General features: G+C 29.5%; 21 protein-coding genes and 4 pseudogenes. 4 read left to right on the top strand and 21 right to left on the bottom strand.

Annotated features, from left to right (window positions below; translation table 11 throughout):
- Positions 1 to 268: 268 nt before the first annotated feature.
- A pseudogene (locus ACIQXF_RS23070) lies at positions 269 to 444 on the top strand (IS66 family transposase); the annotation flags it as partial.
- Positions 445 to 785: 341 nt separating this feature from the next.
- Here ACIQXF_RS23070 and ACIQXF_RS20135 read toward each other — a convergent pair.
- From ACIQXF_RS20135 to ACIQXF_RS20060, 16 genes and pseudogenes are all read right to left on the bottom strand, one after another.
- Positions 786 to 2,147, bottom strand: coding sequence for a glycosyltransferase family 2 protein (locus ACIQXF_RS20135; protein ID WP_402786653.1), 1,362 nt, complete (start codon positions 2,145 to 2,147; stop codon positions 786 to 788).
- Positions 2,144 to 2,932 (bottom strand): alpha/beta hydrolase family protein, encoded by a 789-nt coding sequence (locus ACIQXF_RS20130; protein WP_402786650.1) that lies wholly within the window; start codon positions 2,930 to 2,932, stop codon positions 2,144 to 2,146. Before ACIQXF_RS20130 ends, ACIQXF_RS20135 begins: the two co-directional genes overlap by 4 nt.
- 100 nt (positions 2,933 to 3,032) lie before the next feature.
- Positions 3,033 to 3,788, bottom strand: a complete 756-nt coding sequence (locus ACIQXF_RS20125; RefSeq protein WP_402786647.1) for an alpha/beta hydrolase — start codon at positions 3,786 to 3,788, stop codon at positions 3,033 to 3,035.
- Complete coding sequence (locus ACIQXF_RS20120) at positions 3,782 to 4,036, bottom strand: acyl carrier protein (RefSeq protein WP_402786645.1); 255 nt, start codon at positions 4,034 to 4,036, stop codon at positions 3,782 to 3,784. The genes ACIQXF_RS20125 and ACIQXF_RS20120 overlap by 7 nt, the downstream gene beginning before the upstream one ends.
- A gap of 19 nt (positions 4,037 to 4,055) precedes the next feature.
- A complete protein-coding gene (locus ACIQXF_RS20115; protein WP_402786642.1) occupies positions 4,056 to 5,717 on the bottom strand; it encodes an ABC transporter ATP-binding protein in 1,662 nt (553 codons plus the stop codon).
- Positions 5,704 to 7,443 (bottom strand): ABC transporter ATP-binding protein, encoded by a 1,740-nt coding sequence (locus tag ACIQXF_RS20110; RefSeq protein WP_402786639.1) that lies wholly within the window; start codon positions 7,441 to 7,443, stop codon positions 5,704 to 5,706. The genes ACIQXF_RS20115 and ACIQXF_RS20110 overlap by 14 nt, the downstream gene beginning before the upstream one ends.
- Positions 7,444 to 7,455: 12 nt before the next feature.
- Complete coding sequence (locus ACIQXF_RS20105) at positions 7,456 to 8,406, bottom strand: thymidylate synthase (protein WP_402786636.1); 951 nt, start codon at positions 8,404 to 8,406, stop codon at positions 7,456 to 7,458.
- A gap of 382 nt (positions 8,407 to 8,788) precedes the next feature.
- Positions 8,789 to 9,297 (bottom strand): annotated as a pseudogene (locus tag ACIQXF_RS20100) (transposase); the annotation flags it as partial.
- A 130-nt stretch (positions 9,298 to 9,427) separates the two neighbouring features.
- On the bottom strand, positions 9,428 to 10,060 hold the full coding sequence (locus ACIQXF_RS20095; protein ID WP_402786633.1) for a D-sedoheptulose-7-phosphate isomerase: 633 nt from the start codon (positions 10,058 to 10,060) through the stop codon (positions 9,428 to 9,430).
- The gene (locus ACIQXF_RS20090; RefSeq protein ID WP_402786629.1) at positions 10,044 to 10,610 is read right to left on the bottom strand and encodes a D-glycero-alpha-D-manno-heptose-1,7-bisphosphate 7-phosphatase; all 567 of its coding nucleotides are present in this window, start codon (positions 10,608 to 10,610) and stop codon (positions 10,044 to 10,046) included. Before ACIQXF_RS20090 ends, ACIQXF_RS20095 begins: the two co-directional genes overlap by 17 nt.
- Entirely contained in the window at positions 10,607 to 11,590 is a 984-nt protein-coding gene (locus ACIQXF_RS20085) for a GHMP family kinase ATP-binding protein (protein WP_402786626.1), read from the bottom strand. Before ACIQXF_RS20085 ends, ACIQXF_RS20090 begins: the two co-directional genes overlap by 4 nt.
- 190 nt (positions 11,591 to 11,780) lie before the next feature.
- A complete protein-coding gene (locus ACIQXF_RS20080) occupies positions 11,781 to 12,716 on the bottom strand; it encodes an NAD-dependent epimerase/dehydratase family protein (RefSeq protein ID WP_402786623.1) in 936 nt (311 codons plus the stop codon).
- A gap of 12 nt (positions 12,717 to 12,728) precedes the next feature.
- On the bottom strand, positions 12,729 to 13,718 hold the full coding sequence (locus ACIQXF_RS20075) for a phosphotransferase enzyme family protein (RefSeq protein ID WP_402786620.1): 990 nt from the start codon (positions 13,716 to 13,718) through the stop codon (positions 12,729 to 12,731).
- Positions 13,719 to 13,835: 117 nt separating this feature from the next.
- Entirely contained in the window at positions 13,836 to 14,558 is a 723-nt protein-coding gene (locus tag ACIQXF_RS20070) for an SDR family NAD(P)-dependent oxidoreductase (protein WP_402786617.1), read from the bottom strand.
- 102 nt (positions 14,559 to 14,660) lie between these two features.
- Complete coding sequence (locus ACIQXF_RS20065) at positions 14,661 to 15,260, bottom strand: class I SAM-dependent methyltransferase (protein WP_402786614.1); 600 nt, start codon at positions 15,258 to 15,260, stop codon at positions 14,661 to 14,663.
- A 20-nt stretch (positions 15,261 to 15,280) separates the two neighbouring features.
- Entirely contained in the window at positions 15,281 to 16,723 is a 1,443-nt protein-coding gene (locus ACIQXF_RS20060) for a class I adenylate-forming enzyme family protein (protein ID WP_402786611.1), read from the bottom strand.
- A gap of 396 nt (positions 16,724 to 17,119) precedes the next feature.
- Between ACIQXF_RS20060 and ACIQXF_RS20055 the strand changes: the two genes are divergently transcribed.
- Genes ACIQXF_RS20055 through ACIQXF_RS20045 form a run of 3 tightly spaced genes read left to right on the top strand, consistent with a single transcriptional unit; the run spans position 17,120 to position 19,619 of the window.
- Positions 17,120 to 17,677 carry a hypothetical protein gene (locus ACIQXF_RS20055; RefSeq protein ID WP_402786608.1) on the top strand — a complete coding sequence of 186 codons (558 nt, stop codon included), beginning with the start codon at positions 17,120 to 17,122 and terminating at the stop codon, positions 17,675 to 17,677.
- Between the two features lie 3 nt (positions 17,678 to 17,680).
- Positions 17,681 to 18,682: a cysteine peptidase family C39 domain-containing protein gene (locus tag ACIQXF_RS20050; protein WP_402786605.1), complete on the top strand. Its 1,002-nt coding sequence runs from the start codon at positions 17,681 to 17,683 to the stop codon at positions 18,680 to 18,682.
- A 22-nt stretch (positions 18,683 to 18,704) separates the two neighbouring features.
- Entirely contained in the window at positions 18,705 to 19,619 is a 915-nt protein-coding gene (locus tag ACIQXF_RS20045; protein WP_402786602.1) for a glycosyltransferase family 2 protein, read from the top strand.
- Positions 19,620 to 19,856: 237 nt separating this feature from the next.
- On the opposite strand, the pseudogene ACIQXF_RS20040 reads toward ACIQXF_RS20045, so the two are convergent.
- The 5 genes and pseudogenes from ACIQXF_RS20040 to ACIQXF_RS20020 all read right to left on the bottom strand — a co-directional run.
- Positions 19,857 to 20,018: pseudogene (locus ACIQXF_RS20040) on the bottom strand (IS21 family transposase); the annotation flags it as partial.
- A 514-nt stretch (positions 20,019 to 20,532) separates the two neighbouring features.
- A complete protein-coding gene (locus ACIQXF_RS20035; RefSeq protein ID WP_402786599.1) occupies positions 20,533 to 21,477 on the bottom strand; it encodes a hypothetical protein in 945 nt (314 codons plus the stop codon).
- 150 nt (positions 21,478 to 21,627) lie between these two features.
- The gene (locus ACIQXF_RS20030; protein ID WP_402786596.1) at positions 21,628 to 22,410 is read right to left on the bottom strand and encodes a sugar phosphate nucleotidyltransferase; all 783 of its coding nucleotides are present in this window, start codon (positions 22,408 to 22,410) and stop codon (positions 21,628 to 21,630) included.
- A gap of 786 nt (positions 22,411 to 23,196) precedes the next feature.
- Positions 23,197 to 23,465: pseudogene (locus ACIQXF_RS20025) on the bottom strand (winged helix-turn-helix transcriptional regulator); the annotation flags it as partial.
- A gap of 496 nt (positions 23,466 to 23,961) precedes the next feature.
- Positions 23,962 to 24,396, bottom strand: coding sequence for a TnsA endonuclease N-terminal domain-containing protein (locus ACIQXF_RS20020; RefSeq protein WP_402786593.1), 435 nt, complete (start codon positions 24,394 to 24,396; stop codon positions 23,962 to 23,964).
- Between the last annotated feature and the right edge of the window lie 151 nt (positions 24,397 to 24,547).

The following is a 24,547-nucleotide window of genomic DNA, read 5'->3' as shown; positions in this document are numbered from 1 at the left end:
ACCACGGACACCCTTGCTCTTGGCTAACCTCTACTTCTGTCTTCGGGGTTCGGGACTTGCACCCTATAGTTCATACGCATGCCGGGCGCACATAATAAAAATGTTCCTTTATAGGAACATCTTTTATAAATTTCTTTTTACTATTTATGTAATAATGAAGGGTGCGACCCCGCATTTTAGAGATATTAAATATAAATGGTGAGTAAAACGGTGAAACTGTATGATTATTCAGGAAATATTCTTGAAAGGTGGCAATCCCTCCAATTGAGCTGGCGCTAAAGCCAATGCCATCTGCTTAAGTTTAGCGGAAACGGCATCGATTTCTATCAGTACCTTGTGAAGCTATTAACTGAGTTACAGAATTTACCGATTCAGCAACAGCCAGAGATCTTACAAGATTACATGCCTTGGTCGAAAAATATCCAAGCTACATGTGCAAAATAGCCAGCTATCTGAAAAAAACTCAGATAGCTGGCCATTCGTCGTGCGTACCGAGAAGGTGCGCATTTTTTGTATTTCGGCTTACCTCCTACCTAGCTTTTTTATGAGGTATTTGTTGTAGCAATCTTCTGTAAACAAATTTATATTGTAAGGAATTTCACCTTAATCTCTCAATCCACTGTCAATAGCAATATCCTTATATTTTTTAGAAAAATAGTGGAATAAGTATTTATACAACTATTACCGTGTAATAACAGTTGATCCCTTCTGGTTAAATTTGAGAGTATAAGGAACTGACATACAGGATCAAGAATGTATGAAAGAATTCTCAACTTGATAAAAATCTAATTTTTTGAACGTGCAGTCTTTGGTAAATCATATTTACCAATTAATAAATATTTAAGTTGCTGAATTAGCCATAATATTGGGCCAAAACCTCTTATTATTCCTCTAAAAGGAGCGTATATACATATCAATAATTTAGAAATTTTATTTAAATATAATTCTTCATTTATTTTAATCTCAAACTTTTTCAGATATTGTAACATAATTAAAATGCCCAATATAGAATCTAAGGTTACAAAAGTAAAAGTTGCAATTACAAAAATAATTTTATTTGGTAATAAATACGAAATAAGAATTAATGAAATGTAATGTAAAAGGTAATGCATCCAACTAAAAGAATCAATTAATCCCTTAAATAGTAAAGTGATACTTCTAATACTGTTCATTTTAATACCTAATTTACGTGTTCTCAAAAATTCGCTCCAAATAAGACCATTACCAAACCATCTACCCGATTGTTTTGTTATTTCAGACATACTAGGAGCAATATCACAAATGTCAAATAAGGGTAACGGATGTATAGATTCTCCTAAAAAATCTAATCTTTGACCCATATGAATATCATCATAAGGGACCGAAAATCCGTTAGTTTTTTCTAAGAAGTCAGCTTTTATAAACATTCCATGCCCTACGACGTACGCATAAGGAACATTCCAACTATATTTGTATATAACTGATTTTAATTGAGTTCTAATCTCATGTCCTAAAACCCATCTTGTTGCAAATAAAGCCTCTAGTTTTGGGTATAGCGAAACCTTATTGAAATTCCTCATGAAAAGAGAAGGTTGTTGAATTGCAGTAGGTAAAGTACTCCTGCTTTTAAAGTACATATTAACAAACTGAGAAAATCTAACAAATGTATTTATCTCAGGCCTAGAATCAGCATCATACAAGGCAATATAAGAATTTTGTCTATCAATACTCTTTTTATGCCATAAATAATCTAGTCCAAAGTTCAATTGATCAGATTTTCCTCCTTTGATATTCGGGTAATGTAGTAATTTTACATCCAAGTACAAATTATTATTTACACACTGTTTGACAATGGCAGGAGTAGAACCTTCCCAATCCTTACTTTCATGTATTTCTCTTTCGGTAGTAATTATTAGTATTTCTTTTTTTCCCGCATAGGGCATTTTTAAAATATGATCTATTGTATCACAGATTACGTCTTGCTCCTGTAGAACAGGAATTAAAATATATATATTTGGGAGCATCTTTAATTCCTTTATCTTACTTAAAGTTGTGTTGCTTGCCTTACTCCATTTCCAGGATTTGATAATATTAATATTTAAAACTACTGAATCCCAAATAATTAAAATAAGAGTTATAATGTAAAGACTAAAAATAAAATAATTCATATGCTTTTCCCCGTATTCTTATCAATAACCCATTCAAAAATATTTTCGATAATCTTCTCTACTTCCAATGGATGAAAGGAGTTATAATTGCTTTTTCTTAATTCCACCAATTCACATCCATTAATCTCAGTTAAATTCCCTTCAGATTCTTTTGTTGAAAATTCTAATAAATCCTCAATATTCATATTCATTTGTTTTTTAATATTAAAATCAATTAGCTCTTCTATGAATGTCCTTTGCAAGTAGATTCCCTTATTTCTATTTAATCCCGATCCCATTCTTTGAAAAAAGTCATGAATTAAGTAATTTTCTTTACTCCAATCTGATAATGAGGCTGTATTAATCAAACTATCTCTGATAATTTTAAAGTCTTTTATATTATATTTTTTATAATTTGGTGCAAGTAAAATAAGCTCACTATTAGGAAAGTAATTGATTAGAATCGAAGCTAAATAATTTCCAATTCCAGAACAAACAAAAGTAACTTTTTCTATTTTTGTTTGTTCTATAAAATAATTAGTTGCAAAAATGCTATCTTTTATAAAAGAACCAAATGAACAGTTTTCTAAATCTCCTTCGCTGTCGCCCGTACCCATATAATCAAACTGAAAAGTTGGTAAATGATTTTCAAATTTCCTAGCAATCTGAGTAAATAAAAAATAAGGTCCTGCTTTTGTTTGTCCTAGACCTGGAAGAAAAACAATTCCTTTCTTTGCTCTAAGAGTACTGCCTTGAAGTACCCCACATAATTGCGCTTTAACTTGATTTTGAAACCACAGTTGCATTAACAATTCTCCTTATTCCGATTTGTGTTGCACTAACTGTTTTAAATTTAACATTTTTTTACATTAGAAATTTATTTAACAATACTAGAATCCTATTTTTTTATTTAAATAATTTGAAAAGCCAACTCTGAATAGTATCAAACAATTGTTTTTCCCAAACAGGATTAGTAAATAAATGATCAGCATTACTTACTTCTTTAAATTCTGAAAATTTATGTTTCCTAATAAAATTTGAACTTTCTTGTGTTAGATCATCATTTTTACTATATATTGATAATATAGGTATCTGAGGTATATCTCTTTTACTTGTAACAATGAACTCACTATTATCCTTCAGGATTTCAGTATTCACCCAAACGCCGAATCCCATATCAAAAACTAATTTGCTACCCCTTTTGTATAAGCGTTTTATATTTTGATTTTTTTGGTTTTTTTCAGAAGTTATTATGGCATTACACAAGCATAGGCCAACAATTTGCTTTTTACTTTTAGCTATTTTAATTGCTATCTTCCCTGATTCACTAAAAGCGACTATTAGTATAGGTCTGTATCCCCAAATTTCCTTAACAGAATTGTCTACAATAAACGAAATTTGATCATACCAATATGAATAAGTAATATCGTAAAAAGCTCCCTCACTAATACCCGTCCCGATTATGTCAAACCGAATACTTGGAAATCCCATGGATTGAAGTTCTCTCCCCAATCTAACCAATATTCTTCGACTATCCACACGATCTCCTGCTAATCCATGTAAAAACACAATACCAGGAAGTATATTATTTTCCACCCTATGGTGTACTCCGTATATTTTTTTATCGTCATATACTATTTCAAATAATTGTTCATTTAACATTTTTGTTTCGTTCTTTCTATTAATTCCAATACAGTACCTATTGTTTGGAAATTAGCACCTTCTAAATCATCATCTTCAATTTCTATATCAAAAGCTTGCTCAATCATTACTACCAACTCAAGAATTTTAAGTGAGTCAAATCCTATATTTTCCAAAGGTGTTTCATAAGAAAACTCTTTTAGAACACCCATTTCACTTAAAATTACTTTTAAATCTAATACATTATTATTAACAATATTTTTATTCATTTTTTCTCCTCTAATTTAATTAGTTTTTATTTTGGTCCAATGAAATAATATTATCAAAATTCGGTAATATTTTATCCCTATGATTAACGAGTATAATGGTGATTCCAGGGAATTCTGATAATAAATTATTTAAAATCTTATTTTCAGTTTTATAATCCAATGCACTAGTTGATTCATCCAAAATTAATAAAGATGGATTTTTAAGTATTGCTGCTGCAATACTTATTCTTTGCTTTTCCCCTCCGGAAATCCCAGAAGCAAGCTCTCCAATATGAGTATTAAGCCCGCAAGGTAATTTATTTATCCACTCTGTTAGTTCAGTAATTTCTAAACACCGTAAGATTTGTTCGTTATTTGCCATAGGATTTACATATAATAAATTATCAAGTATTGTCCCATTAAAAAGTGGTATTTCTTGAGTAACACAGAACATTTTTTTTCTTAACCAATCTTGGTTCACTTCATGAAAATCAATACCATTAATTTCTACTTTTCCACTTGAAGGCGGTATAATACCCAATACAATATCTATTAAAGAACTTTTTCCGGAACCACTTTTACCTGAAATTTGATATAATTTTCCTTCATCAATCTGAAAATTAATATCATTTATTATATTATTTTTATTAGAATCCAATAATGTCACATTTTCTAAAACAATAGGAAATAACGATCTTGGTGTCAAATCCCCCTTAATATTAGGGATTTCTTCAAAATAGATTTCTCTTATTCTATTAATTGATGGAGAAATACTCTTAGCCTCTAAAATTGCATTTTGATAACCTAAAAAAGCTGGCGTTATCCAGGAATATATTGTAGAGATAGCAACCAAAGACCCCACAGTTAAATTACCATCTATTACAAGTTTTCCACCATATAGGAAAATAGCAGCCACACTACAACTATTTAATAACGCTCTTGAAATACTTGCTTTATTTTTTATAATTAGTATTTTCTGATATTTCTTATAATGCATATCAATTTTAGGGATAAATTTTTTTACCTCAGTTAATTCTTTACCCACACTTTTAATATAATGAATGCCATTGAGCGTTTCCTTTACATGCTCTGCCATCATAGATTGAGCATCTAATAATTCTTCTGAATTTTTATTTAGTTGTCTTGAAACCCTATCTAATGCAAATACTTGGAGTAGTAAAAAAATGACCAGTAGAATTGTTAATTTTACACTCATAAAGCTCATTAGAAGAATACCCGTTAAAATAGTTACATTAAACCAAATAATACTTCCGATGCCCTGATAAAAAAATAATGTCACACTTTCTGTTTCATCAAGTAATCTTTGTAATAAGTCACTTGTATTTTTTTTAATAAACCACCTAATTTGTCTATTTTGCAACCCAGAATAAATTTTAGTTCTGATTATTGAAGCTATTTTTAGAACAAAAGAACTTACATGCAAATCCCATATTATCAAAGCACCAGTAATAACAGGGATAATAAAAATACAAAAAGAAAAAAATACCAATTCAGTATTTACATGGTTTGGCAAAATAGTATCAATTATATATTTTGTCAAAATAGGTGGGGATAACAGTAATATAGACCTTATCGTTACCAAAGAAAACGCTAATACTATACGTCCTATATATGGTCTTATTAAAAAAAGTATCTGTTTATTTAAAGAATTTGAGGTGTGTTTCTCTTCATCTAAATCCATCTGTTACTCCCTCTCCTTCTCTAGAATTCCACAAATTAGTATATTCCCCGTTTTTTTTCCTTAATTCCTGATGAGTACCTTGTTCTATTAATTCACCTTTTTTAAATACTAATATCTTATCAGCATCAATAACGGTTTCTAAACGATGTGCTACAAAAATAATAGTTTTATTCTTAAACTTATTATTAATAATATTCATTACGTTTTTCTCATTTTCAATATCTAAAGCTGAAGTTGCTTCATCTAAAAGAAGTATTTGAGGTTCTCCTAAAATTGCACGAGCAACCCCCAATCTTTGTCTTTGTCCACCGGATAATGCCAAGCCATTATTACCAATTAATTTATTTATTCCTTCTGAACCTTCTAACATTCTTTCTAATTTTAATTCAAATAATATTTCTTCAATTTTATTAATAGGCTGTTTCTTTATATAAGATAAATTATTCTTCAAAGATTCATTAAATAAAAAAGTATCTTGTGTTACTATGCCTATTGCTTTTTTCAATGATATGTTTGAAATTTTACATAAATCATTATTATCTATATAAATTTTCCCTTGAGATGGTTTATATAATTTAGTGATTAGACGAAGTATACTGCTTTTGCCCGAACCAGTTGAGCCGACAATTGCGATATGTTCACCTGGATTTATACAAAACGATACATTTTTTACTATGTAACCTCTATCACTTTTTAATGAAACACCTGAAAATTTAATTCCGCCAATTATTTGAAGTCTATCATCAGTAATTGAGCTACTTTCTTCTGAATCTAATTTAAGGCAATTAACAACTCTAACAAGTCTACTGTCTATATCTTTAATAGCTAAAAACGTAGTAGAGAAGGATCTTATAGGAGCATTAATGGCTGGTAAATATCCTGTTATTATCACCAATTCCCCTATTGTTAGTTGATTTGAAAATACTTTCCATCCTCCTATTAAAAAAACTAATGCTGGAGCTAAAGCATCTAAAACTCTAGGGAAATTTCGAAACATATGATCTGTAACATATCTAGATTTAACTAGGACACTCCATTTTTTTTGAATATTAAAAAAATTCGACTTTTCTTTTTCTTCATTCCCTAAAATTTTTATCAATTTTAGGGACTCTAATTTCTCTAGTGTTTGTTGGCGCATAATTGCTTTATGGTTTCTTAGCTCAGCTGAAACTTTCCGTTGTTTAATTCCAAAACGTTTCAAAGGTATTAAATAGAGTAAATACACCATTAAACCGATAATTGCTAACGGCCAAAATATACACGCAATAACTACTATTGCTATTGTTGCTAAAATTATTTCATATATAAACTTTGGTAATAATTCTAATCCGAATTTTTGAATTTCATTTAAGTCGTCTGTAAAATTTTGTATTATATCTCCTCTAGTGTTTTTTTGAAAATAATTAATTTTTGTTTTCGTTATTTTAGTAAGCATATCAATTCTTAATAATTTGCAAAGATTTAATGTAATAATTGAAGCTAAGTATTGTCTATAGATTATAAAAATCTCTTGTAATAAGAGTGATAGGAGTAATAAGATGCTAAATTTAATAAGAAGAGTTTGTCCTGAACCTTCTTTAATTGAATCGATTATTGATCCGATTGCTATTGAAGGAAGTGCTCCTATTACAGCACCAACAATAGTTATAATTGATAAAATAATTATTTTGACTTTATCAGGTCTTAATCTCTGATATATTTCATAAAACCAATATATTCCACTCATATTGGCACATCCTTACACAACAGTTTTCTTTAGATTAGGCAATACTAATTTGAAAAAGCTTGGAGCATTAGAATAATAGTTACTAGCAATATCCTGTTTATTTTCTCTAATTGCAGATTGAATCTTTAAAATACCAAGAAAATCATTCCAATATGAAGAATCAATTTTACATTTGTAATTTTTATCTTTCCTTACTAATTTTTCATTATCTATTAGCAATTTAATATACCTCCAAGGATTTTCGGGCATGCTAGGCATTTCAGAAGATGGGAAATTTCCTTGATTAATTATTGAATGCGCTAAATCTTTATGATTATCATATAAATGAACGCTTCCTGCAAAATGAGTATATGTTCCTAATTCTAATCCTAATTCATTTGCCATTATCTCTTGTAACATAGTAAAGTTAAAAACATCATACGGTGTTCCCCAAATAATATCATTAGATCTCATATTACCTATACAATCTAATTTATTATCACGAATCAAAAATTGTAAATAACATGTACATGGTATATCCTTACTTCTTGAAAATAAATCTTTTGGCATATGAATATTTAGTATAGCTTGTCGAGTATCTTTGTCCCTTTTCAGAAGTCCTTTCACTTCTTCCCATTGATTTGAACCATTTTCTAATGGAGTAAATATTCTATAACCATATGCCCCATTTAAAATTTCACCGTCATCTGAAAAATTTGGATATCTTTTATTATAATGAGTAATCATTTCACATTTATTAGAACCACTTAGATACCACAATAGTTCACCGATCGCAAACCTTACATTAAAGTTTCTTGCTGGATTATAAATAATTCTTGCTCTTGGATTAGTAAGTTTAAAGGTGAACCCTGTTAATTCTTTATTTGGCATACCTCTTGGACTAACTTCTCTCCCCTCCTCAATAATCTTCTTTAGAATTTTAATCTGCAGTTGGTCCATACTTTCATCTTCTAAATAATTCATTATTTTTCCTCCCTCTATAAATGTTGGTATATCAACGGTTTGACCCGTTTTTAAGAGTCATAAAAAATTTTTTACCACAATTTTTACATAATAATTTCTAGTTTTTAAATTATTATCCATCAAGTGTGTACACTTTGTTAAAGCTAATTGGTTAAAATATTAACTTAAAGTTCCGTTATTTGATGCACAATTTGATCTCTGCGATGCTTATGATGACGTACCCTCCCATGTCTCTTGGCGTCCTTGCGCATATATTCCTACGCTCGGTCTATTCATAAGGCAGAGGCAGGCGATGCTCCTTTAGGGACTCGCAGTCGGATGGAATAAATAATGCCGGCTTCTCCGTGTCATCCTTTTGTTGTAGGTCGAGCTTTAGTGTTGCTTAGGCTGCCTTTACGAGACAATACAAGTCTTTCATCATATGGCTCACATCAAAATTCACTTTCTTCTTGCATAAGGTATGTAAAATCTTCAGTAACTTTCCATAGAGCTCGACAATCGATTGCTTCTTTCGAAGTGGATTGATGGTGCGTGTGGTGTAATATTTATGCAATTGCTTAAAGGCTTCGCAGAGCCCGTAACTTCCCTCTTCCTCGCTTAAATATCCGTTTTTGTCCTTTGTTGTCCAGAAGAGTTTTCACGTAATGTGAGTCCCGCTAGTTTAATTAATTGGCATGGATGATCATATTGTGTGAGTGAACCGACTTCTGAAAGTAGCTCGACAATCGTTACGTTACTGATGCCTGGGACAGAATTTAAGTATTCATAGTCCGTCATTTCTTTTGCTAGTTCGGTTAACTGTTCTGTTAAATCTAATTGGCTTTGCATCAATTTATACTGTGTGAGAAGTGTGGCAATTTCTATTCGTGCCATCACAAGTCCTTCTGTCATCATGCATCATACAAGAGGGCTTTTTCTTTTTCAAGCCCCTAAAAATCCTTCTAACAGGAATGCTCCTTTTATAAATTATTAATAATCAAATACTAAAAATTAAAAAATTCAGTATATTGAAATTCCAATTTTAGGCTTTCAGTACTATATTATATGGCGGTAGAGAAGAGACGTAATCCACGAGGGGACTCATATTAGTGTATTTCTCAATCATACATTTAACTTCCAAAGAAAGAGAATGGGTTAAAATAGAGTGTAAATCTTCAATGATTTGCATATTCTTACTATAAACAACTATTGGGAAACCTGTTATTTTACTTATTTCTCCACCATCAAACCCACTAAGTGACGCTGTTTTAACATTAAGTTCATTAGCGCATTCTAATGCACTTAAAACATTAGTCGAATTTCCACTGGCTGATATTCCGATAACTAAATCATTTTTCTCAACAAGAGGCAGTAATTGTTCTCTAAAGATATTTGAATAGTTTGTATCATTTGCCCATGCTGTTAGTATTGGCACATTATCACTTAATGATAATGCTTTAATTTTTTTTGCACCTTCCACTATAGTCATCTTAGATAAATCACATACAAAGTGGCTAGATGTGGCTGCACTCCCTCCATTTCCAAACACAAAAATTTTACCGTCTCTTTTCCAAGTATTAAATATTTCTTCTGCTAACATTTTTACACTTTCCTTATCTATCGTTGAAAAAGAATTATTTAAGTTTTCGAAATATCGGTCAATATATGAAATCATTTTTTTTCTCCTTATCAATAATATATTTAACTGCACCAAACAAATCTGTACATATTTTTGAAGGTAAGGAGGTATCTTCTAATTCCATTCTACTATTCATACCTCGCCCACTACGTACTAATATACTGTGACTCTTAACTTTATTTGCCGCCAATATATCGTTATATGAATCCCCAATTACATAACACTTACTCAAATCTAGATTATATTCTTGAGCTGCGGCTAAAAGCATTCCTGGATTGGGTTTTCTACAGCAACAATATTCTTCAGATTTATGTATACATGTATAAATTTTTTCTATTTTGCCGCCGTAGAAACTTATCTCTTTTAGCATATTATTGTGTATGTCTAAAAGTGTAGATCGACAAATTATACCTTTCCCAACGCATGCTTGATTTGTGAAAATAAATGTTTTCCAACCATTAATATGTAATAAGGAAAGAGCTTCTAATGCTCTAGGGATCCAAATAAAACTATTCCAACTTGTTACATAATAATTATCAATATTTTTATTTATAACACCATCACGATCTAAAAATACAACTTTCATATTCTCAACTCTTCATTATAAAAAATTATTTCTGAACCATAATTTTCTAAATCGAATTCTAACTCTTTTAAAGGAATATTTTCCCTTACCTGTGATTGATATTTAATTGGTACATATAGTAATAAAAAACCGCCTCCTCCTGCTCCGGTAATTTTGCCTCCGATTGCACCGCTTTGAAGAGCATCGCAATATATTTGATCTATAAAATCATTTGAAACTCCTTGAGACAGAGTTTTCTTTAATTTCCATCCCTTATCTAATTCGTATCCAAGATCATCCAACATGTTTTTCTTTAGAAGATTATTTACAACAGTACATTGCTCTTTTAAACTTTTTAGCTGCTCATAATTTTGAGACATATTTTTATTTTGAATCTCTAAGATTCTACTAGCACTACGGGTTATACCAGTATAAAAAAGCATTAAATTTTGCCCCAACATTTTAGATACTTCATTGTCGACATGTATTAACTCCGTAAAAACTGCACCATCTTTTTTAAAAGTGAAATTTCTCAAACCACCGTATGCTGCAATATATTGATCCTGCTTGCCAATGGTTTTTTTTAATATATCCAATTCAATCTTGCATGCATTCTTTGCTAATTCCTCATTTTTAACTGAGTGTCCAAGATAAGAATATAAGGCATTTAACAAGCCAACTGTTAAGGTACTCGATGATCCTAATCCAGTTCCTTCAGAAGGAATATCTGCTAACGTAATAATTTCAATTCCTTTAGTAATACCAGTAAGCTTAAGTGCTTCACGCACTAAATCATGCTGAATTTCTTCTACTGAATCGACCAACTCTGTTTTTGTATATGAAATTCTAATCTTATCATCAAATCTTTTTTTTACAATTACATAAATATATTTATTAATAGCTGTGTTAATAACAGCCCCATTATGTTTTTGGTAATAATTTGGAAGATCTGTTCCTCCACCAGCCAAGCTTATTCTAAGAGGTGTTTTACTAATTATCACATTATTCACTCCAAGTAAGTTCGATAATATTTTCTGTACATTATTACATTTAGGAAAGATTAATAAAATTTGATTTTTCAGTTATTTTATCTAGCAACCAAAACATTAGATTCAACTTCCGAACTATTTAAAATAAACAGAATATAAAGCAACCTAATATTATCCTTGATAAAGTTAAAGGGTAGTCAAATCACTTAAATTGAATTAAATTACTTGTTATCCAATTTGTCGTCATGACTAATCCATCAAATAGACTAGTTTTTGCTGACCAATTTAGGAGTTCATTTGCCTTACTAGAGTTTAAATAAATACTTTTAATTTCTCCTACCCTTTGGGGTTCAAATATTGGAATTAATTTCGAATTTAAAATTTCACATAATATTCTATTTATTTCTAATACAGTTGTTCCTTTTCCGCTCCCAATATTTATTATTCCTGTTGAATTAGTAGATATTGCATTCAAATTAGCTTGTACAATATCTTCAATATAAACGTAATCCCTAGTTTGTTTACCATCTCCAAATATAATAGGTCTATTCCCATTTAAAATATTTAATGCAAAAATAGCAATAACCCCTGCTTCTCCAAGTGGATTTTGTCTAGGACCATAAACATTGGGATACCGTAGTATAACAGAATTTAAGCCAAAATTTTTCTGATATAAATATAAATAATGTTCAACGGTATGCTTGGATATACCATATTGTGATATTGGATTTAACATGTGGTTTTCATCCACTGGTAGATAAAGAGGTTCCCCATACACTGCACCGCCTGTAGATATATAAATTAGTTTTTTCACTTGATATTCAGTTGCTAATTTAATAATGTTTAATGAGCCAATAATATTTATATTTGCATCTTTAATTGGGTCTCTGATTGAAACTCTAACGTCCATTTGAGCCGCATGATGATTAATAATATCTGGTTTAAACTCAGAAAAAATTACATCTAAAGCATCATAATTACAAATATCAACGTTATAAAATTTAATTTTAGCATTTAGATTTTTAACATTCCCCGTTGAAAGATTATCGACAACAGCCACTTCATGTCCATCTAAAACCAATGCATCTACAACATGAGAAGCAATAAAACCTGCCCCTCCCGTAACCAATATTTTCACAAAAAAGCCTCCCTAATTAGCTCTAAAAACATGAAGATTTTGAGTTATAGCTAGCTCATCTGCTAATTTAAAAAAACTAATTAGCATAAGTAAAACTCTCTTTACTTCAGGCAATCTTTTAAGTATTTCATAGTTAGATGTAAAATTTGCTAAATGCTTAATACATTGTGTTTTAAGCATATACGGTAAGTTTTCTATTTCTTTATTAGAAAGCTTATTTACCTCTAAATAGGAACTTAAAAATTCATATTGTTTATCAATATTTAAACACCACTTATTATCTAACAGATCTGAACCAAAATACATTATAATTGATTCACTTAAATCTGTTATACGATAGGAGTAACTAAGATTAAATAAATCAATGACCGCGTTTACATTCCCTTTATAAGTTAATACATTATTCTTATTAAAATCTCCATGAATTAATTGTTTGTGCAAACCTTCAAACTTTTCCTCTTTGAAGTATATTAAAAAATCAATAATATCTTGCTTTACTTCTAAAATACTATTATCAATATTATCCAATGAACTTAATTTTGTGGTGTTTAACCAATATATGAGGTTATTCTTAATTTCTTTAATTGTTACATCACTTTTAACCTCAATTAAAGTCGTAAGATCAAATTTATCTAGGCTCTTATGTATTATTCCAAGAAGTTGGCCTGCCTCCTTGGAATAAAATTTAAAATTACTATTTTCGTCGTTCTGTACATATTCAAAGCAACATAAAACTCTGTTATTAAATATAAGACCACTTTTATTGTTAACAGTCCTAATAATTCTTGGTATAGGAATGGAATCTTTAATTAAGTGTTCATGTATTAACCATTGAATATCTAATTGGACTTCAGTAGTATCCGAAGGACATGTTTTTACAAAATATTTATTTCCAGTTCTATCTGTTACAACATAATTCAACATAAACATTCTCCCAGGAATTTCAATTATATCAACCGTGTTTATATTGTAACTTTTTTTTAAGCATTCTTTTATATCCATAAATGCACCTCCCTTTGAGCTCATATGAATATTTTAATAATTTGATTTTGAACATAGGTTCAATTTGACTCCGATTATGTAAGTATCAAATAAGTGAGCAGAGTTATAAAAATTATTCTATAGTCTATTATCAATATGAAAAACTTGTCCTGAGATATTTTTGATTTGTTTTGAACATAAAAATAATAAAGAATCTATTATTTCATTAATATCTAATGTTTTATTAATTACACTTTCCGATACAGCCCTATTTAATTTATCCGGTTTTTCTCTATTTAAGTTCGTTACTTGGAAACCAGGACAGACAGTGTTTACAGTTATACCGTATTCACCCAATTCTTTCGCCAGTGAATTTGACAAACCAATTAGTCCCGCCTTAGAAGCAGAGTAATTTGACTGCCCATAAGATCCATTCATTCCTTTAACCGATGATATAAATATTATTTTTCCGTGATTGTTAATAATAAAATGTTTAGAAATAATCTTTGCAGATAAGAATGCTCCGTTTAAATTTGTGTTAAGAACATTATTCCAATCTTTTGAGCTTATAAAAGGTAAAAGGTTATCTTTGCATATTCCAGCATTATAAATAAATACATCTACACTCCCTAACTTAAATATCAAATCCTTTAAACCTTTTTTTAAATCTATTTCATCACGAACATCTACTCTATTAATAAAATAGCAATCTGAATTTATGTCTTCTGTTACAATTGGTGAATTAAAATAAGTTCCACCAACTATTGCTCCTTCTTTAATAAATGAACGAAATAATAAGTTCCCTATTGTTCCTGATGCTCCTATGATTATAACTTTTAATCCTTTTAAATCGATTAACAAGTTCTTCCCCCTCATTCAATTTATTAAATACCTACTGTAACTATCTAATCATTCGTATACCCTTTTTAGATAAAAGATTGTACATTATTTCAAAACAGCCAACTAATAGTTTTTTCTAATAATTCTTAACATATCGTAGTCACCGACTAATGTGAAATCTGAATTCTCCATGAATTCGTTAACAACTTTTGTGACATCTGGATGATTAGGATTACTATAATCATGAAATGCTATTATTCCGTGAGGAATTACTTTATTTGCGTATAATTTAATATCTCGTGAAATTCCTTCATATGAATGATCACCATCTATAAATAACGCAGCAATTTTTTGGGGGACATCTTGAACTGCATCGTTACTATATTTTTTTATAGGAATAATATCTTTTTCTAGATTGAAAGATTGGATATTCCCCCAAAATGAATCAAAATAACTTTTCTCATACATACTTATAAAGCCATTATTATCATCCAAATGAGTAAAAGGGTCCACCGCGTATACTGGTCTTTTATTGATGGAAATCTTATTACTTCCCGTTGCCAAACAAATTGTACTTTTACCTTTGTAAGATCCTATTTCAACTATAGCTCCTTCTATATTGTCAACTAAAATGGGAATATGTAATAACCCAACTGTTTCCTCAAGAGTTTGCCAACCTTCTACATTAGTAATCTGATTTAAAAATTCTTTAATATTAAACATTATTCTATTCCTCTTCCTCTCTAGATTCTTTTTAATTTCCCATTGTTAGTTGTAGATAACCTGTCTACAAAGAAAATTTCTTTTGGGATTTTGTACGAAGATAGGTTATCTTCACAAGTTTGAAAAATAGAAACCTTAAGTTCCTCGTCATAAGCACCTTCTATATAAAGGATTGGAATTTCACCATACATCTTATCTTTCTTCCCTTTCAACATTAATGATTTAATTCGATGCTTATCAATAACTAATTTTTCAATCTCTTCTGGATAAATTTTATAACCACTATATTTAATAATGTTTTTTATTCTACCAGTTATATGTAACATCCCTTTTTCATCAATAAACCCTAGGTCACCTGTTTGCAGCCATCCATTAATAATAGTATTATCATCAAGATTTTTATTTTTTAGATAACCTTTCATCAAGCTAGGACTTCGAACTAGAATTTGTCCTGTTATATTTTCTTCCACTTTTGTAAAATTATCATCTACAATTTTTAATTTAATATTTTCTAATGGATACCCAACATTTTCTGGGACATATTCACTTCCTATTAAACAAGTTGTTATTCTTGGCCCAGCTTCAGTTTGACCATACGTTTGATAGATTGAGGCATTTGGAAAAACCTTTTCTAAAAACGAAATTCCATCTTTCGACAATGTTCCGCCACCAAAACAAATTGAAGAAACGGAAAATATATTTTCTTTAGTTAGCCCAACAAAATCTTTCTCTAGTATATTTATTAATGTCGGTACTGCAGTGAAAGTTGTAATATCATTTTTTAAAATTGTTCTTATAAAATAAGTGGGTAATATCGGTTCTCTAATAATTACAATGGTACATTGAATAAGAATAGAAGAAAGAAATTGAGAAGTATTGCAATAGCCAAAGGGAAAAGGTAATGTAATTAAACACCTGTCACTTTCTTTAAGACCAATTGAGTTAGAATGTGCTTTACTGTTTTGTATTAAACTGTTGTGAGAATGTGCTACGATTTTGGAATCGTTCGTCGTACCGGAAGTTTGAAGGAGAAGAGCAATTTCATCTGTATCTCTTTTAACAAACTTAGGTTCTCCTACTAACTTACAATCATCTTCAATAATAACCACTAAATTATTATAATAATCAGAAATTTTATCGAGTCCAGATTTATTTGTTATAGATAAAAAAACATCCGCATCATATATATACTTCTCTATTTCATTAGGCTTTGATTTCCAGTAGATTGGATAAACAATCCCCCCTAATAAACTAACTGCAAAGTATGTAGCAATATATTCAATTGAATTAGGAAGCAATATCAAGATAACTTTCCCCTTAATATCGCTTGGTAATTTTTGTTGTATATTAAATACCCTATTCGCTAATTCTTTAGTAGAATACTTTATATTTTTATCTATTATTGCTATTTTTTGTGGGTTTTCTTTATAATATTTAACAAAAATTTCACCTATATTATCCATAAATATCACCTTCTGTTATATAATTTAATTTATATCCAATTACCGTCACACTATCTAAATAAATAATTATAGTAAATCTTATTCTAAAAAATTAGATGATACCTATGTTTTCAGCTAGATACTCAGAATAAACAATATTTCAAATATTTACTATATATTAATATTACAACCAAATACAAAAAATTAAAAGTTAAATTTTAAAACTATTTGCCTTTTTTATAAAAATATGGGAAAATCAAATTACGTTAAAAGAGAGGAGTTGAATGAAAATGAATGAACAAAAAATTTGCTAAATTTTCAGAACATTTAAATTTGTTAATTATCAATCCTATATTGGATTGATAATTAACATCCCTTCTTCAAAATTTTTAATAACTATAGAAGGAGTAGAAATTAGTGGATAAATATGTGTGTTTAAGTTTAAATCAATATTTTAATAATATTGGTACGACCAATTCTAGCAATTTTTTAAGAGGTGAACTAAGTTTAGGAGAATCATCATTACCTCAAGAGAATATTCCTTTCGGTACTCCTTTTATATTCGAAGGTACCCCTTTTTTATTGTCTAAAAATACAGATTTATCTGATAATATACAGATGGAAAATCAACAAATTAGGTTAAAAGATATTCCAAGAATAAAAAAGTTACATTTTCTTGGCGTTTCAAATAATGGTGACCTCTATGAAGAAATACATTTTCTCAAAAATAATAAAAATGTATATAGCGATTTTCTAAAATTATCAGACTTCACTTCTTCTGACTCTTTTTTTGATGACAAAAGAGCACTTCAATTCGAGTACATGTATACCCGAAAAGGTATAAACACCTCTTACAAACCTAGTATGTGGTATAATTACATAAAATTCCCTCACCCAATTCCAATTGACGAAATAGTTTTTGAAGATAATCCATTTATACATATTTTCGCTATAACCTTAGAAAGAGGGGAATAGAAAATGAATAAGGACAATCTTATTGATTTTAAAATTTATAGAAACAACTTTCAAAGTTGCTTCCAGTTAGTACTCACAGCTATTTCAAAAAGACTCGGAATAAATACAGATATCATTTGGAAACAAGCAGGGCTTTTAGTATTTAAAACCGACAAAATGGAATTATACGAAATTTCACCATACTATAGAAGGTTAAGGAATGATTTGAATGATAGTAATGGGGTAAAATTCATTGAAAATACAATAAATAATCCGCTCGAAATTGAAGAAGGCATAAATAGAATGATAGATGTCACTCAAAAACAATCACTAGGAGTATCCTTAGATATTTATGAATTACCATATTGTATGTATCATCACGTTAACCATACCTTACATATGATAGAAATAATTCACTTTAATTTGGAGCAGGGGACAGTACTAATATCTGACCACTATTATAATTATCATGGAGAAATAGAAATAGAGGTTTTAAAGAATAGTATTAATTCAGTATTAGAAAATGTTCTAAGTGAAGCTTGTGTATTCTACTATTTAATTCCTCCAAAGAATATACCTGAAATTGATCCTAGAAGAATTTTAGAAGAGAACTATAAAATTATGCTCGATTCAACTATAAATATTGGAAGCCTAGATAAAGAGTTTGATGTAAGGGGATTAAAAACATTTCAATTTATCGAAGAGAAACTAAAAGAGATAATTTTCAGTAATGATTTACCTAAACAAAAAGAAAATAGACTTGAATATATGTATGATAATTTAAAAGAAGTAGCAAACTCTAGATATTCATTTTCCCTATTTTTAGATGCATATGGTTATAAAAACCTTGCCTCAAAATATAGGGATCTCAATCAAAGATGGACTGTTTTAACTAATCTTATTTTACTTTGTATTGTTAAAAATAACGTTGAAAATATGTATGAAAGAATAATGCTAAAACTTTATAAAGTAAAAAGTGCAGAAGAAGATATTTTAAATTTAATTAAGCATGAAGTTATTATTTAAATAGTACAAGGAGAGATTCAAGATGGAAATTTTCCCAAGCGTTATAATTCCCACTTACAATCAAAGCCTACGCTTAAACTTTACTTTGGAGAGTTTATTAGAACAAACAGAGTCAAATTTTGAAGTGATTATAGTTGATGATGGGTCTACAGATAATACAAAAGAAACCGTTGAACTTTATAAAGATAAACTCATGATAAAATATAGATATCAAAACAACCGGGGAAGAGCTGAAGCACGGAATGAGGGTATAAATATTAGTCGTGGAAATGTTCTTCTATTTTTAGATGCTGATAGACCTGTATCAAAAAACTGGGTAAAAACACATATTTTTCAGCACCAAACAAGAAATAATTTAGTTTGCATTGGAGAGATTAGAGAATTTTATTTTAGTGACTTAATAAAGCAAAAGGAATCCTTATTAGAGGATATACATAATAACTATATAAAATATCAAAAATTTTCAAGAAAATATTCTTATTGGAATTTTGTTAGTAAAGGTTTTGATAATGAAGGTAATTGTTTTTTAAATGCACCTTGGATTACTACCTTAATTGGAAATTTGTCAATGCGAAAAGAACTATTAGAAGAAGTGGGGAAATTTGATATAAATTTTAAAAGTTGGGGATTTGAACATTTTGAATTAGGATACCGTTTATTTAATGTTGGTGGAGCGAGATTTAAATATATAAAAGATGCAACTAATTATCATTTAGCACATTCGAGACCTGAGGATTTTTATAAAAAAAACATAGATGAAAGTCGTAACTATTTTTTTAAAAAATATAACGATGAAGCTATTAATTCCCTTTCTCAATTATTAAATGGAGAAATCTCATTGAATAGATTTAACTTAATAACCGGAGATGGAACACATGTATCTAATTTTGAAGAAGGAGAGATTTTTTACAAATCCCCGTCTCTGTCTAGACTTTAATTAAATGTTCTAGTTCATATTTATTTTTTGGTCGTGAGCAGCATGAATATCTGTTTCATGACCTTTTATTGTCCCTTAATAATGGTTTTAGGTTTTACTGATTTTATTTATTCTTTTGCTTGTGCGATTATCAACAACATCACTACATTTTATTCAATTGAGGAAGGGGAACTAGCCAATTAGTATCTTATCTTATATTTCTTTGAGATGAACATTTTTATTCAATCAGTTTAGGTGAATTGCATCTAGTAATTTCATCGTTGTTTCCAATTTTCCTTTCGTTTGAGGACGACCTGCTACACAGGGCTTCACCTTAAATCCAAAATTCTTTGCGAATTGCGCAAACTTCGCATTCACTTTTTCCACAAAATGTTCTGTTCGTGCTTCATCCATCACGGACGTGTCATAGTAGCACGCTCCCTTTAGTTAATAGTCTAAGTTTACAACCCCTTATTTTATCTGTCCAACTTAGTGTAGCCTATCCAAAAGAGTATTTTTGTACATCGTTATTCAAGCAGGAATGTACATATTTAAATTAGTATTTATAATCAGTTCATATTTTTATTTTTCCTTCTTTAGTATTCCCCCCAACGGAAATGAAGTTGCACCCCTCCTTAAATTATCCAATTTAGTTTAAAACAGAATCATAACTTCCCTCTCAAAGGATGCTTTTCTCTACTGCAATAATTAGTTGTTAATAACATCTATCACTTTAGCCGTGTTTGGCGCCTTGAATTGCTATTTGTATTACTTACTACCATTTAAAAGGGGCTAATATTTTTTGCCCCTTTATTTATTCAATACAATAAATACAATATTTCTTGGCCCTAAATATTTTTATGACTGCTTCAATCAGACTCACCATACTCACATCATATCCTTCTTCTCAAAAGAGACTATTATCAAATTTATATTAAAATTTGATATTGAGTGGCTCACCAATACTTTTAACTTCACAGTTCTGATTCTCTAAAATATTTTCAGCAATTTCTATTGCAGAGTTTATTATCCAATTATAGGTATAACTAGAACGGGTGTAGTTTCCTTTTCCAAATCCCATTATTCTTTTATCTTTATAAAGTTTTTTTACTTGTTCTTCTATATATTCATTTCCCTCTGGGTAAACTCCAAAGGTCTTTCCGCCATATTTATTAACTAAAGAAAAAGCAGGAATATCACTTTCTCCATCTGCTATGTATATCATTTGTTCGAATGGTATTCTCCTGCTTGAGAGGGGTATTTTCTGATTGAGTCTTATATCTTTGTATTTATTTATTCCCTTATTAATTTCAAATAAAGTGCGAGTTTTAGATGTGTGATCAAATGCATATCCAACCTGTGAAATAATAGGACTAGAATTACCAAGTGGTCTATCTCCAATGTGGAGATAATTAGGAACCGCTGGAACTTCAATGTATTCAGATCCCCACACTTTTTCTACGTATTGATAAATATCACTGCCCATAATAATTCTTTTTAAACCATTACTTACTATATAATGTTCAATTTTAACTTTATTATTATATTTTTCATGGAGAACATCTTTAATTTCTGAAAAGAAGTCTGGTAAGCCTGGTAACAATTTGAGTTCAGATCCAAAATCAAATAGCATTTTATTAGATAGATTTTTAAATATATTATGATTTACATAAGTAAGGATATGATTAAGGTAGATATTATCTTGATTTATAGCTATACCATTCTGTAAATAAAATTTAGATAGATTGTCTACTTCTTCCCAAAAAACTTTTGATGATACTTTAAACTTATTAAAAAGAGGTTCTTGCATATCTCCTGCAATTAAAGTTTTATCAAAGTCCCAAATCAATGCTATAACATGCTCCTTTTGCATTTCCAAAATATTCCCCCTCTATAAAACTATCTATTATCTAAAATATATAATTAACTACACTTTCTAAACATTTACTAGTAGTAAAAATTCTAAGTTTATATTAAGCATATTCGTAAAAACTATTGATATTAGCTTAAATGTTGATAATATTAGATTTTACCTATACCATTCTTTTCTTTTTGATTCTTCATAAAAATGGATTTGTGCTTTAACTAAGGAATCTGGAGTACCACAATCAAACCAAGGTTTTTCTAGGGCTATATGGTGAAATTCCCCTATAGAAATGTATTCATTTATAATATCTGTTATTTCGTACTCTTTCCTATCTGATAATTTTAGCTTTTGTATGAATCCCCAAACTTTACAATCATAAATTTGAATACCACAAAATGCAGTATGAGAAGGGGGAACTTTAGGCTTTTCAATGAGATTTATTGGTACTCCCTTTTCATTAAAATGAAACACAGAAAATTTGCTAAGATCGCCTTTATCAAGTATTTTCTTACAAGTTATTAAGGCTCCTCCTCTATATTCTTCTAATATGTGTTTTAGATTATCACTAACTATATTATCAGCACAGAGTACTACAACATTACTTTTCCCAACAAATTCTTTCGCTTTATATAATGCATTTGGCATACCTAATGCTTCAGATTGATATAAATAAGTTATATTCACTCCGTATTTTGTTCCATCTTTTAAGAAATTGATAGTCTCACCTACACTTTTCTTACCTAAAACAATAGCGATATCTACAACTCCTGCATTTTTTAAAGAATAAATTGAATATTCTATTAATATTTTATCATATACAGGCAGTAAAAACTTATTAATAATTTCTGTAAACGGGGCCATTCTACTACCTTCTCCGCCAGCTAAGATTACCCCTTTCATTTTTCCACTCAAATTTCCAGCTCCCTCAATATCTTTATATTTCACCTTAGATAAAACTAAGTATTTTTTTCATTATGCAATCAACAATTATTAATTATATGATTCCTTCCATGTATATTAAGTACTATGAAATATTAATCGGATTACCACTAACCTATTAGTATTTAACATTTGTAAATTTCCAAATTTAAAAAACCTTGCTTTAGCTCATGTTCGGAAGATATCAATATGTGATTGGAAATCTGTTAAATAATCCATATCTTTCATCTTCGCATAAAAAGAGCGTTGTCATGGTTTTTAGGTCCTCTTCTATAAGGAGAATCTACCATTCTCTTTGCATTTTCCATTACCAATAAGGCTCCTTAGCCTGTATGCAATTATAGAGGCTAATTTAAGCCCACTTTTTATAGCATAGGAAACCATCTATCTATGGCTTCAATTGAATCGCTTTTACTCGACGTTTATTGACAGAAGTACGAATATTTTTCAAGACTCAATTTTCTACTAACAGGTTTATCACGTAATAATTATTATGATTTTTAATTTTCATTTAAATTATAAACTATAACTAAAACAATAAACAACCACAACATCTATAATAAGGTATTAATTTAAATATTTTACAGATTATTAACGCCTTAGATTTAAATGTATGAATATTCAAATTATTTTTCTTATCAATCTTTCTTTAAAAACAATTATTCTAAAATAATGACTAATAATGTTGTTATTACTCATTTATATCAAATAAAATTGGTCTGATTGTTAGAAAGTAAATCGTAGCACTAAGTAATACAATTAACGGAGATGTAGTTAAATAATTAATAATTTCTACAAGTAATTGTACATAGTCATTTTTTTCTTCCTAGCCCCTAATACATCCCATGCATTTCCCCAGTCTTTCATTCCTCGAAAATAGAACGAAGGGTCTGCATTTTTCTGTTTGAGAGTATTCCACATGTGGTGAATTTCTAAGTAAATCACTCGAATTATAATTCTTTTAATCGTAACGAAAGAGTTCTAGGGCTACCTCCATTTAAAGACCTTTGCAATTCACCAAATCGCTTCGGACCAGAGAAAAGATTCCTAAGAATCCTAAACATAGCTAGATCACTACAATTTAAGTCGTAGTTAAAGACCAGCAAAAGGTAAAACTAGAAGCTGATGAACATATGTCAGATGGTAAACCAAACCCTTCTTTATTAATTAATCTACCATGCAATTCATTAAGTACCTCCACGTGTTTCTTTTACAAAGGGTTCCTACTGACATACCTATACCTAATAAATTCTGAAAACCACTGTTCCAAATTCAAAGTTTGATTAATAAACGGGATACACGTAGCGATAAATGAGATGATGATGATTTGATAAATACCTTTCACTTTCATGATATAAAGGTAAAAAGCTAAGTTGTTTAAATGCTTCCACTTTAGAGAGAATTGGGGCGTAATTTTTCTATAAGTAGATTCCCAACATACTCCATATTTTCTTATTCAAGCTACTTAGCTCTTTGCACCTCTAAACCGTTTTCTAATTCAATGATTATTCTACTGTTCATTCCTTTTTCATTCCTCGTCGTTTATTAAATAACTCCTTAATTAAAGAAGTTTCTGATGTATTTTGCATCAAGCTCACTTGGTTTAAAATCTATAATATTTTCATGATTGTTCTTTTGTGGAATACCTAATTGCAAGGACTCCCGCTCTCTTTGTATAGCTTTTTCAACTTGTCTATTCTCCCGTTCAATTTTAAACTTCTCAATTATCCTTGGTTCTTCTAAATCTTTACTTGGCTTTACTGTACGAGTTAAATAAACCCTAATATTATTTTTTATTAGGGTAATTAAAAAGTCTGTTGTCATTGGAATATTTGTATTACTGAAGTTATCGATGGTATGAGGAATGCCTTTTTCTTCTGCAATTTTAAAAATCAGCTCCAAATCTATTAGAAATCTGCCTTCCTTTAAATAACGAGCCGTTTTTTCTTTCGTCCAACTATCCTTTATTTTTTCATATCCAACCCTATTCATTTTTTAGCAAGAATGTATTGAACGTAATACTTACATTAAATCCCATTATATACTAATATCATCAATGGTATCCAACTTTATTTTTATAGCTTTAATAATCAGTTTAAAACTGAAATATCTACTTTAGAAATTTATTATTCGAAAACACCTT

It is taken from the genome of Lysinibacillus sp. NPDC097231 (assembly GCF_044761885.1).
GTDB lineage: Bacteria > Bacillota > Bacilli > Bacillales_A > Planococcaceae > Lysinibacillus.
The sequence above is the reverse complement of the archived record's forward strand: the minus strand, read 5'-3'. Positions and strand labels throughout refer to the sequence as shown.